This window comes from Dyella sp. 2HG41-7 (genome assembly GCF_021390675.1).
In the GTDB taxonomy this organism is placed as follows: domain Bacteria; phylum Pseudomonadota; class Gammaproteobacteria; order Xanthomonadales; family Rhodanobacteraceae; genus Dyella_B.
Map to the genome: position 1 here is coordinate 3,203,673 of NZ_JAJEJV010000004.1, position 12,474 is coordinate 3,216,146.

Consider the following 12,474-nt stretch of genomic DNA (forward strand, 5'->3'; position numbering starts at 1 on the left):
CGGAATGAAACAATTTTTTCCCTGCTGCCGTCACTCACGCGAACGCCTGAGTGGCGGCTTTTTCTTGGCGCGTTGGGACGCGAATCAAACTTCCAGCCGATCCCCCGTTCTCGCGACCAAGGCATACAACGCGGGCATCAGAAAAATGCTGATCAACAGACGCGTAAACAAACCACTGACGATGACGAGCGCAAATGGTCGTTGCGTGTCAGTGCCCACGCCGGTGGCGAGCGCGGCGGGGAGCAGACCGAGTGCGGCGACAAGCGCCGTCATCATGATCGGACGCAGACGCAGAATCGCGCCCTGACGAATGGCATCCGCGACGTCGACACCTGCGCGACGAAGTTCATTGACGTAGGAAATGTAGACGACGGCGGTTTGCACAGAAACGCCGAACAGTGCAAGAAAACCGATGCCGGACGATACCGAGAACGGCGTGTTGGTCAGCCACAACGCAATAATCCCTCCGACCGGCGCCGACAGCAGCACGCCGAGCACGGTAATGAACGGGAATTTGAAGTTGCTGTAAAGCGTAAATAGCAGCAGGAAAATCAGTCCCAGCGTGAGCGGCACGATGACATTCAACTGCGCGCGCGACGCCGTATATTCGGTGTACTCGCCGCCCCAGTCGAGGCGATAACCCTGCGGCAAGGGAACCTTTTTATCGACCTGGGCGATAGCGTCGCCAACAGCGCCGGCAAGATCGCGACCTTCCACCGAAAACTGCACGCCGATATAGCGCGAATTGTTTTCGCGATAGATAAACGACGCGCCGTTGGTGACTTTGATCTCGGCGAATTCTTTCAGCGGAATTTGTTGACCCCCAGGCGTCGCGACGAGGATGTTGCCGATTTCCTCGGGATTATCCCGATATCGCTGGTCGAGTCGAACGACCAGATCGAATTGCTTTTCTTGCTGCACCACTTGCGTCGCGACGTCGCCGCCGATCGCCGTCTGGATCAGCGCATTGATGTCGGCGACGTTGACACCGTAACGCGCAATAGCGTCGCGGTTGATCTTGATCGTCAGGCTGGGCTGGCCAAGTTCCTGCACCAGCGTGACGTCGGTGATGCCTCGCACTTGTTGTAACACCTTTCGGATCGCCTTGCCTTTTTCTTGCAGGGTGTTGAGGTCCGAACCGAATATCTTTACTGCGAGCGCGCTCTTCAGCCCGGTTTCCGCCTCGTCCACCGCATCCTCGGCCGGCTGCGTGTAGTTGAACATGATGCCGGGAAAAGCCTGCAGCTTCTGATTGATCGCTTCCGTAAGCGCAGCCTTGGTGCGATAGCTGCCCTTCCATTGGGAATACGGCTTCAGGCCGACGTAGAACTCGACATTGAAGAAACCGGTGGAATCCGTGCCGTCGTCGGGTCGACCCAATTCCGAGGCAACCGTTGTTACCTCGGGAAACGAACGCAGAATGTCACGAATCTTTGGCGTGATCTTGGCCGACTCATCGAACGAGATCGTATACGGCATCGTCGCTCGTACCCACAGCGCCCCCTCGTCAAGATGCGGCATAAACTCTGCGCCAATCCGCGGAATCAACAGCAACGACAACACAAGCAAGATTGTCGACGCAACCGTGGTCGTCCACGGACGCCGCAGACAGGCATCGAGGCCCTTTGCGTAAACCGATTTGATCGACTCGAAAATCCGATTGCGCCGCTCGACCACACCCCTGCGCATAAACCACGCGCACAACACCGGCAACAAGGTCAGCGTCACGATCAGCGAACCGACGAGCGCGAAAATCATCGTATCCGCCATCGGCTTGAACAGCGTGCCAGACGCGCCCGACAGCACATAGATCGGCAGAAAACTGACGACGATCACCGCCACCGCATAGAACAACGGACGATCCACTTCGGCCGCCGCCTCGCGAATAATCGCCTTGACGTCCAGTGGAGCACCTTTGCGCTCGGCGATCTGGCGGAAGATGTTTTCCACCATCACCACCGCGCCGTCGACCAGGATGCCGAAATCGATGGCGCCGATCGACAACAGATTCGCCGACGCCTTCTGCACGTCCAGGCAAATAAACGCAAACAGCAGCGCCAGCGGAATGGTCACTGCGACAATCAGACCGGCACGAATATCGTAAAGAAAGAAAATCAGCACCACCACGACCAGCAACATGCCGCGCAATAAATTGTCTTTAACGGTCGTGGTGGTCAGCGCGATCAGATCGGAGCGATCGTAAAACGGCACCACTTTGACGTCTTTCGGCAGGATCTGATCGTTGAGTTCTTTGGTCTTCGCTTCGACGCGCTTGAGCACATCCTGCGTCTTCTCGCCGGTGCGCAGCAGGATGACGCCTTCGACGGCATCGTCCTGTTTCTCATAACCGAACTCGCCCAGGCGCGGCGCGATGCCAATCACCACGCGGCCGACGTCTTTAACCAGCACCGGCGTGCCGTCGTGCACGGCGACTACTACGTTGCCGATATCCTCCAGCGTCTGCATGCGGCCCATGCCGCGCACGTAGTAGAACTGGCCGCCTTGCGAATAAAAGCCGCCGCCGGCGTTCGCGTTGTTAGCGGTCAACGACGCTTCGACTTGCGGCGCGGACAACCCGACGGAGGCGAGTTTCGCCTGATCCAGCAGCACCTGATATTGCATGGTGCCGCCGCCGAAACCCGAATCGTCGGCCACGCCGCGCACGGATTTGTATTGCGGCTCGATCGTCCAGTCTTCCAACGTCTTCAGATCCATCGGCGAGCGATCTGTGCTTTGCAGCACGTACCGATAGATCAGGCCCGATGGCGCCGACATCGGCGATACCGATGGCGTCACGCCGCTCGGCAACGTGATGTCGCCCAAGCGATTGAATACTTCCTGCCGTGCGAAGTAGCCGTCTGTGCCGTTGTCATAGGTGATGATGACGTCGGACAAGCCATACAGCGAAATCGACCGCGTGATCGCCGTTTTCGGGATGCCGTTCATCCCCAGCTCAACCGGCACCGTGATCAGTCGCTCTATTTCTTCCGCGGCGTGACCGGGCCATTGCGTAATGATCTCGACCACGGGCGGCGACAGATCCGGATACGCGTCCACAGGCAAACGCTGCAGCGAATGCAAACCCGATCCGGTCAACATCAAAGTCAGCAAGATCACCAGGAACGATTGTCCCAATGATGCGCTGACGATGCGATTCATCAACGACGCGGTGCGCGACGGCGTCTCGTTGGGGGGCAATTTTGCGCTCATTGGTTTTGCATGAATTGCACGAAGATGCCACCGTCGACGACGACCTTATCGCCTGCGCGCAAGCCGCTCGGAATCTGGAACTTATCGCCCACACGATAACCCTGCGTCACGCTACGACGCGCGAAACTGCCATCGGCCTGCGCGACATAGACGAACGGCAGGTTCTCGTCGTCGCGCAGCATCGACGACACCGGCACCAGCATGCCGCTCTCGGTTTGCCGCGATTGAATGCGCACGCTCACATACATCTGTTTGCGCAAAAGACCCTGCGCGTTATCGACGACCACGCGGGCCGCAACCAAGCGCGTATCCGAATTCACCAGCTGGGCGACGTTGTCGACCTTGCCTCGAATCGGTTTGGCATCGGTGCTGGTTATGACATCTACGCTGTCGCCGACGTGCACGTTCGCGAGATCGGAATCCGACACCTGCGCCATCACCCACACGCGCGACAGGTCGGCCACGGTAAAGCACGCGGTGGTTCCCGCTTGCAGCAGTTGCCCTGGAGAGATCAGTTTCTCGACGACGGTGCCGGCGATGGGCGAACGAATCACACCCTGAATACGCGCGATCGGCCGCCCCTGCTCGATATCCTTGATGGTTTGCGGATCGACGTTGAGCGAGACCAAGGTTTGCTGTGCGGCATAAGCGTCGGCTTCCGCACTGGCGGCATCGGTTTCGGCCTGATCGGCCTCCTTCTGCGCCACGCCCTGGTGTTGCAGCAAGTCCTTATCGAGATCGGCGAGTCGGCGCGCGGTGTGCGCGGTGACCAGCGCCTTGCGATAGGTGCTTACGGCCGTGGCGAAATCGGGGGAGTCGACGTAAGCGAGCGGATCGCCTTTCTTCACCTTGTCGCCCGGAGAGACCACCAGACGCGAAACCGGACCGGAGATCGGCGCCAGCACGCTGGTGGATTGATCGTTATCGAAATCCACCACACCTGTCGTATCGATGGTGCGATGGAATGGCTCGACCGCGACCGGGTACAGCGTGATGTGCTGCCGCTGCGCATCCGTCAACGTCACGTTGACCGGTGTCGTCGATGCGGCTTGCGTATTGCCTTCGTTGCTGGATGAGCAACCGGCGCAAAGCGTGCAGATAAGCGCCGCAAGGATGGCCGTCGCAAATCGGCTAGACGCGAGCGAGCGACGCGGCGCACCTATCAAGCCGGTTAGGGAATTAATGTTCATCATGATCCCGATTCAATTCCGAACGATGCCACCAGCCGCCACCCAACGCCTGAAAGAGCGCGGCGGTATCCGCAAATCGATTGGCCTGCGCCACGATCAGATTGATCCGCGCCTGCTGATACGCCTGCTCCGCACTCAGCAGCGACAAATAGCTGGCGTAACCGCCTTTCCATTGCCGCTGGGAAAGATCGAGCGTCACTTTGGCCGCCTCGTTCGCTGACGCGGCGGCCTTCAACGCCGCAGCGTCCTGATCAAGCGCAGTCAACGTATCGGCCACGCTCTGAAACGCCGTGAGCACGGTGCTGCGATATTGCTGGGCCGCTTCCACATAGGCCGCTTTCGCGGCGCGCTCCTGATGCAACAACGTGCCGCCCTGAAAGATGGGCGCGGTAATGTCGGCGCCGATACCCCAGAAACCGGTACCGGAATGGAACAGCTGATCCATCGCCAATGCCGTGCTGCCGGCGTTCGCGCTCAACGTGATATTCGGAAAACGATTGGCGGTCGCGACACCGATTTGCGCGCTCGCCGCGTGCATATTCGCCTGCGCTTGAAGCACGTCCGGTCGTTGCTCGACCAATGCCGACGGCAAACTGACGGGCAGATCTTGAGGCAACTGCAACTGCGCCAAATCGAAGGTGTCGCCTGGCGCATCGCTCGGAAAGCGCCCCACCAGTACCGCAAGCGCATCGCGCTGTTGCGCAAGCTGCTTCAGTAGCGGCGGCAACGTTGCGACAGTTTGCGCCAACTGCGATTTCTGCGCCGCAAGATCGAGGCCGCTTGCGTAACCTTTGTCGGTCTGGCGCTGCAGAATCGTCACCATGTTCGTGTTGATGTCGATCAGCTCGCGCGTCGCATCCACTTGCGCCTGCAACGAACCTTCCTGCACCGCCGCGACCACCACGTTGGTGCTGAGCGTGATGTGCGTGGCGATCATCTGGTAGCGCACGGCATCTTCCTGCGCCTTGAGCGATTCCATCGTCCGTCGATTCAACCCGAACACATCGGGCACATACGACACGCTAAGCTGCGGCGTAAACAGGTTATACAGAAAGCTGTTGTTGTTCGGCGTCGGCGCGAGCGTTCCGGCCTGACTTTGTCGTGTAGCGGAGAAGTTGGCGGAGACGTTCGGATAATAGGCGCCGCGCTGCGCCAGCACGTTCTCATGTGCGACCGACAATGCCGCCTGCGCGGCCTTGAGATCGGCATTGTTCTTAAGCGACTCGTCGATCAAGGCGTTCAACGCCGGGGAATGAAACAACGTCCACCAGTCGCTGCTTACATCGCTGCCCACCATAAAGCGCTGCGCCTCGCCGCCGACAACGCCGGGCGTGGCTTGGGTGGTGTTGAGCGGCGCAGCCGTATAGCCGGAGACGGCCGGCGCCGCGGGCTTCTTAAAATCGGGACCGACCGCGCAACTGGCGATCGACAACGTTGCGAGCGCGAAGCAAACCCGCACGGATCGCGCGGCAAAAACAGAGTCCCTGGCGCGTCGGGCGATCATCGCCTGCCGCCGTCAATACGTAAGCCGCCCATTGTCAAAAGCATCCAGTCGTTGTGGGCCGACGAGAATCGCCACCCTGCCTCGCATTCGATGATAGTGCCCCGGCCGCGGATGCGGGCAATGACTATCGATCTACCTAGCTCGGCAACAACCCCTACCCCCGCACGACGGTTTGCCGCAAGCTTTTGCGCTCCCGCCAGAGACATTCCGACGCGTGCGCCGCATCACTCTGCCATATTTCGCGCGCCGTTGAACGCCGCATCGCCGCGCGAATCGCAGCAGCGTCATCGTGTCGCAGATTCGCACAACATGCGGAAAGCATGAGGCGGAGCGCATCGCGCTGCCCCATGCTGCCGCGAATCACATCGATGTCATTGCGCCGAATGCGCGATATCGCGTGGAGAAAGCAAGTCGTCCAAGCCGATGCGGCGAAACAATTCCGTGCGAACACGATCCGCGACACCGTTGACGATCTCGCAACCGTCCTGCGATGGATCGATATGCGTACGGAACGGACGCTTGCCGAAAGGCGTATCCACTATGCGCACGATGGCGTCCGCCACAGCGCCGACATCTGCGTCGGCCGGCTCGAGCGAGGCCAGACCTTTGAGACTTTGCTCCGGAAGACCGGCATAAGGACCGTGATCGTATTCGGCAGCGCGGGCTTTATCGGCGGGCGAACCCGAATGCGCGAAATGATTGGTGCCTTTGGTAAACGCGCCCGGCACGATAATCGACGTCTCGATGCCCCACCGCGTGAGCTCGCTGGCATAGCTCACGGCGAGCGAATCCATCGCGGCCTTCGCGGCGAAATAAGGCGAAAGGTACGGTGGTGTGCCGCCACGCGCACTGCTGCTGGAAACCCAGATCACGAGGCCACGCCCCTGCTTGCGCAACTGCGGTAGCGCCGCGCGATTAACACGCTGTGTGCTCAGCACGTTGATGTCGTAAAGCTGCGCGAATTGCTCCGGCGTAAATGCCTCCGCAGGGCCGAACGACATATGGCCCGCATTGTGAATGACCACATCGAGACGCCCGTGCGCGGCGAGGATCGCCTGGATGCCCGATTCGCACGACGCCTCCGAAGCCACATCCAATTCGACGGCGCGCAGATCGACGCCGTGCTCGGCGGCATACTGCTTTACCGCAGCGACTTGCGGCGCGTTGCGTCCCGTGGTTTCGCGCATGCTCGCGTAAACGGTGTGGCCGGCGTGGGCAAGCGCTCTTGCTGCGAGCGCGCCGAAACCGCTGGACGCGCCGGTGATGACGATTACTTGTTTCATGATGGGATTTCCTTGCATGGAAAGTTGAAAGAAGTCGTTCGACGATTCGTACGTCTTGCGCGCGTCAGATGATTCCGCCGTTAGCGCGCAACACTTGGCCGTTGATCCACGCGCCATCCGGGCCGGCCAGGAACGCAACCGTGTTGGCGATATCGCCGGGTTCCCCCAACCGTTCGAGCGGCGCGAGTTTCGCAAGGCGATCGACCACTTCTTGCGACTTGCCCTTGAGGAACAAATCGGTCGCGGTCGGACCGGGCGCAACGGCGTTGACGGTGATGCCGCGTCCGCGCAATTCCTTCGCGAATACGCTCGTCATCGCTTCGACGCCGGCTTTGGTCGCTGCGTACACCGCATAGGTCGGCTGCAACAGCCCAACGACGCTGGAAGAAAAATTGATGATGCGACCGCCCGCGCGCAGGCGCGTCGCCGCTTCGCGCAGCGTGTTGAACGTACCTTTGAGGTTGACGGCGATCTGACGGTCGAACGACGCGTCGTCGGTGTCGGCGATGTTGGCAAGCGTCATGATGCCGGCGTTGTTGACCAATACGTCGACGCCGCCGAACGCGGTTTCTGCGGCATCGAAAAGTCGACGCACGTCTGCGGCGTCGCTGACGTCGGCCTTGGCCGCCAACGCCTTGCCGCCCGCCTGTTCGATAGCGCGCACCAAGGCTTCGGCCGGTGCGGCGCTTTCCGTGTAATTGACGATCACGACGAAACCGTCGCGCGCCAAACGCTGTGCGACCGCGGCGCCGATACCGCGCGAAGCGCCGGTCACCAGGGCGATTTTCTGAGTAGAGGTGTTCATGAGTTTCTCCAGGCGCCGACCCCGTGCCGGCTTGGAAAGAACTCTAGGCTTTCAAAATGAGTAAATAATCTGCGCTACTATGGCAACAGAATTCCATATAAGCGAACAATAAGGCCGATATATGGACCGTCTGGACGTCATGCGCCTGTTCACCCGGATCGTCGAGCGGCAGAGCTTCACGCTTGCCGCGCAGGATCTCGATTGGCCTCGCTCAACCGCCACCCAAGTCATCAAGGCGTTGGAAAAACGGCTCGGCGTGCGGTTGCTGCAGCGAACCACCCGCCATGTCAAAGCCACGCTGGATGGCGAAGCGTATTACCGCCGATGCATGGCGATTCTCGGCGATGTCGAAGATGCCGAGGCCGCGTTCAGCGACGCCAAGCCACGCGGACTGTTGCGGGTCGATGTGCATGGCACGCTGATGCGTCACTTCCTGCTGCCCGCATTGCCCGACTTTCTCGATCGGTTTCCGGACCTTCAACTGCATCTTGGCGAAGGCGATCGCCTGGTCGATCTCGTACGCGAGGGCGTCGATTGCGTATTGCGTGTCGGCGACCTGCACGACAGCGCGATGGTCGGTCGGCGCGTCGCCTTGCTGGACGAAGTGACCTGCGCCAGTCCCGCGTATGTGGCGCGTCATGGCGATCCGCAAAGCATCGACGATCTCGCCGGACATATCAGTATCGGTTTTCAATCGTCCGCCAGCGGCATGGCATTGCCGCTCGAATTTACGGTCAACGGCATGCTGCGAAACATCACACTGCCTTCGACGGTGACGGTTACCAGCGCTGAAACCTACGTCGCTGCGGCCAGACTCGGGCTGGGGCTGATCCAGGTGCCTCGCTATCACGTTGAAGCGGATCTGGCCGCAGGCACGCTGGCGACGGTGCTTGCCGACTTTCCACCCTCGCCGACGCCGGTATCGCTGCTGTATCCGCACAGCCGCCAACTCTCACCTCGCGTACGCGTTTTTATCGATTGGGTGACACAGGAACTCGCTGCTTCGCGCGATGAGATCACGCACCGGCGGGCTGAAGCGTCTTCATCACAAAATCGATAAAGGCGCGAACTTTCGCGGCGCGATGAAGCCGCGACGGGTAGATGGCGTAAAGCGGAAAACGCTCGTCCGACCACTCGGGAAACAACGACACAAGCCGCCCTTTCGCCAGCAAATCTTCGCAGCCCGTTTCAAGGATCTGAGCGATTCCGACGCCGGCCTCGCATGCTTCGAGGAGCGCGCCGGAATCGGACACCAGCAGACGACCCTTCATGCGCAATTCAATGATTTCCTTCTTGCGCCTGAGCTCGAATCCGTACGCCCTGCCGTTCGCCGGATTGTAAAAATCGATGCAATCTCGGCCCTCCAAATCCTTGGGCTTTGCAGGTTTGCCATGGGCCTTGAGGTAACGCGGGGACGCGACCGTCAGCACGCGCGTTTCCATCAATTTGCGTGCGACAAATGAGCCAGCGGGCGGCTCGCCGAAGCGAACGGCCAGATCGAAGCCATCGGCGACAAGATCGCCCACGGCATCGCGCATGATGAGCTCCACGAACAACTCCGGATGCCGATTCAAAAAACTCGCCATCTGTTTCGCAACGACGATGCGCGAAAAGTACGGATCGATATTGACGCGCAACCTGCCGCGAACGGTATCGCTTGCACCGGACGCTTCGATCGCCGCCTCTTCGATACCCGCCATATGCGGCCCCACCCGCTCGTAGAAACGCCGACCTTCATCGGTGAGCGATAGCGAGCGCGTCGTTCTTTCCAGCAACCGCACACCAACCCGCTGTTCGAGTCGCGACAGCGCGCGGCTTACCGCTGGCGGCGAGAGCCCCAACGCCTCCGCCGCTCTGGTCATGCTGCCCGACTCGACGATCGCAAAAAGGATCGACACGCCCGAAAGAAGCCGGTTATCCGAGGTCATGGACATTATTTCCCAAATTGCAAAATTGAATTGCCATCTATGCCATTGAAGCACAAATAGGCCGAGACCATAGTTCGACCCGTCGATGTGCGACGTCCCCATGTGTCGAGGAAACCAACTATGTACGCCATTACCGGAGTCACCGGAAAAGTCGGTAGCGAGGTCGCGAAAACTTTGCTCAACAACCATCAACAGGTAAGAGCGGTACTTCGCGATCAAAGCAAAGCAAACCGGTGGTCGGCGCTGGGCTGCGAGGTCGCCATCGCGAGCATGGAAGATTCCGCCGCGCTCTCCGCCGCGTTTGCGGATGCCGAAGGCGTCTTTATTCTTCCGCCGCCGGATTTCGACCCCGAAGACGGCTTTCCCGAAGCGAAGCGAGCGATTGAATCGATCCGGCTCGCCCTCGATCGGGCGCGGCCCCAACGAGTCGTTTGTCTGTCGACGATCGGAGCGCAATCCGAACGCGACAATCTGCTGTCGCAACGCACCCTGATGGAGCAAGCGCTCGCGAGTCTTTCCGTGCCCATTACGTTTCTCCGACCCGCTTGGTTTATGGAGAATTTCGCGTGGGATGTGGCATCGGCAAAACGCGATGGCGTGATAGCCAGCTTTCTTCAACCGATCGAGCGCGCCATCCCGATGATTGCGACGGCGGATGTCGGACGCGTCGCTGCGGAACTGCTGCAAGAAAGCTGGACCGGAAACCGCATCGTCGAACTTGAAGCCAGCACACGCGTCGCGCCCATCGATGCAGCGACCGTATTCTCCAATGTCCTAGGGCGCCCCGTTCGCGCCGAAGCCATTCCCCGTGACACGTGGGAGCCGATGTTCCGATCACAGGGTATGCAACATCCTATGCATCGCATTCGCATGCTGGATGGCTTTAACGAAGGTTGGATTCGGTTCGAATCCGACGATGCGAATATCCGCAAAGGCGCTTTGTCGCTGGAAGATGTTCTTCGCGAGTTGGTGCGGCATACCGACTGAACGACATCGATTCGTATCGCTAATCGCAGGGTCTCCGACACGCCACGCACTCGCATGAAGAAAATCGTTTGAAGGGATATCTGTAGCAAAGCTTTAACAGACGCGATCCGCCATCCGTGTACTGTGCATGTTCTACTTGATAGAGCCAGACGAAGATCTCAATCGGGGAGAACGACATGAGCCGTGTTTTCGATGCGATCGTCATCGGCGCCGGGCAAGCGGGGCCTTCTTTGGCAGGTCGTTTGACCGATGCGGGCATGAAGGTGGCGTTGGTGGAGCGTCACTTGTTCGGTGGCACTTGCGTCAATACCGGTTGCATGCCCACCAAGACGCTGGTGGCCAGTGCGCGCGTCGCACATCAAGTGCGGCGCGCTGCGGATTATGGCGTCGTGGTAAACGGCGGCGTGGGCATCGATTTGCCGCGCGCGATGGCGCGAGCGCACAAGGTGTCGGAAACGTCCCGAGGAAACATAGAGCGTTGGCTCGGCGGCATGAAAAACATGAACGTGTTGCGAGGACACGCTCGGTTCGAGCGCTCCGATACGTTGCGTGTCGGCGACGAGTCGATTTCAGCGCCGCGCATTTTTATCAACGTCGGCGGTCGCGCGCGCATTCCCGAGGATATGCCCGGTGTGGACAAGATCGACTATCTCACCAATACGTCGATCCTTGAGCTTACGACGCTTCCCCGACATCTTGCCGTGATCGGCGGCAGCTACATCGGCCTCGAATACGCGCAGATGTTTCGTCGTTTTGGCTGCAAGGTCACGGTGGTAGAGCGTCAGTCCCGATTGATAGCGCGTGAAGACGAGGATGTTTCCGAAACCATCCGAAACATCCTCGAAGCCGAAGGCATTACCGTGCGTACGAACGCCGAATGCATCGCGTTCGCGCGCCATGCGGAAGGCGCCATGGTGAAAGTCGACTGCAGTTCCGGCGATAGCGACATCGTCGCCAGCCATGTGCTGTTGGCCGTGGGCCGCCGCCCGAACACGGACGATCTTGGCTTGGAAAACGCCGGCATTCGCACCGACGAACATGGCTACATCGTCGTCGACGACGCGCTGGCGACCAACGTACCGGGCGTCTGGGCCATGGGCGATTGCAATGGCCGAGGCGCGTTTACGCACACCTCCTACAACGACTACGAGATCATCGCCGCGAATTTGCTCGACGGCGCGCAGCGGCGCGTTTCATCGCGAATTCTCGGCTATGCGCTGTTTACCGATCCGCCGCTAGGGCGCGTCGGCATGACAGACACGCAAGCACGCGCCAGCGGAAGACGATTACTAATCTCCAAACGTCCCATGACACGCGTTGGACGCGCGGTCGAAAGCGACGAGACGCAAGGCTTTATGAAAGTCGTCGCCGACGCCGACACCCGGCGCATTCTCGGCGCCGCCATTTTAGGAATGAGCGGCGACGAAGCCATCCATGGCGTGCTCGATCTGATGAATGCCGACGCACCTTTCGACACATTGAAGTGGGCCGTGCCGATTCATCCCACCGTATCGGAATTGCTACCCACCCTTGTGGGCGACCTCGAGCCTCTTTAGAGCGCATCAAA

The 12,474-nt window shown here is 59.9% G+C and carries 9 protein-coding genes; 3 read left to right on the top strand and 6 right to left on the bottom strand.

Annotated features, from left to right (window positions below):
* Positions 1 to 84 precede the first annotated feature (84 nt).
* From L0U79_RS15780 to L0U79_RS15800, 5 genes are all read right to left on the bottom strand, one after another.
* Complete coding sequence (locus L0U79_RS15780) at positions 85 to 3,210, bottom strand: CusA/CzcA family heavy metal efflux RND transporter (protein WP_233843195.1); 3,126 nt, start codon at positions 3,208 to 3,210, stop codon at positions 85 to 87.
* The gene (locus L0U79_RS15785) at positions 3,207 to 4,400 is read right to left on the bottom strand and encodes an efflux RND transporter periplasmic adaptor subunit (protein ID WP_233843196.1); all 1,194 of its coding nucleotides are present in this window, start codon (positions 4,398 to 4,400) and stop codon (positions 3,207 to 3,209) included. The genes L0U79_RS15780 and L0U79_RS15785 overlap by 4 nt, the downstream gene beginning before the upstream one ends.
* On the bottom strand, positions 4,390 to 5,859 hold the full coding sequence (locus L0U79_RS15790) for an efflux transporter outer membrane subunit (protein ID WP_233843197.1): 1,470 nt from the start codon (positions 5,857 to 5,859) through the stop codon (positions 4,390 to 4,392). Before L0U79_RS15790 ends, L0U79_RS15785 begins: the two co-directional genes overlap by 11 nt.
* 416 nt (positions 5,860 to 6,275) lie before the next feature.
* Positions 6,276 to 7,187: an SDR family oxidoreductase gene (locus L0U79_RS15795; RefSeq protein ID WP_233843198.1), complete on the bottom strand. Its 912-nt coding sequence runs from the start codon at positions 7,185 to 7,187 to the stop codon at positions 6,276 to 6,278.
* Positions 7,188 to 7,251: 64 nt separating this feature from the next.
* Positions 7,252 to 7,992: an SDR family oxidoreductase gene (locus L0U79_RS15800; RefSeq protein WP_233843199.1), complete on the bottom strand. Its 741-nt coding sequence runs from the start codon at positions 7,990 to 7,992 to the stop codon at positions 7,252 to 7,254.
* Positions 7,993 to 8,113: 121 nt separating this feature from the next.
* On the opposite strand from L0U79_RS15800, the gene L0U79_RS15805 reads away from it, so the two are divergent.
* Positions 8,114 to 9,052, top strand: a complete 939-nt coding sequence (locus tag L0U79_RS15805) for a LysR family transcriptional regulator (RefSeq protein ID WP_233843200.1) — start codon at positions 8,114 to 8,116, stop codon at positions 9,050 to 9,052.
* Here the strand turns inward: L0U79_RS15805 and L0U79_RS15810 are convergent.
* A complete protein-coding gene (locus tag L0U79_RS15810; RefSeq protein WP_233843201.1) occupies positions 9,009 to 9,920 on the bottom strand; it encodes a LysR family transcriptional regulator in 912 nt (303 codons plus the stop codon). The two genes, L0U79_RS15805 and L0U79_RS15810, sit on opposite strands and share 44 nt — an antisense overlap.
* Positions 9,921 to 10,040: 120 nt before the next feature.
* Between L0U79_RS15810 and L0U79_RS15815 the strand changes: the two genes are divergently transcribed.
* Positions 10,041 to 10,907 (top strand): NmrA family NAD(P)-binding protein, encoded by an 867-nt coding sequence (locus L0U79_RS15815; protein WP_233843202.1) that lies wholly within the window; start codon positions 10,041 to 10,043, stop codon positions 10,905 to 10,907.
* Positions 10,908 to 11,083: 176 nt separating this feature from the next.
* Complete coding sequence (locus L0U79_RS15820; protein WP_233843203.1) at positions 11,084 to 12,463, top strand: FAD-containing oxidoreductase; 1,380 nt, start codon at positions 11,084 to 11,086, stop codon at positions 12,461 to 12,463.
* Positions 12,464 to 12,474: the final 11 nt, after the last annotated feature.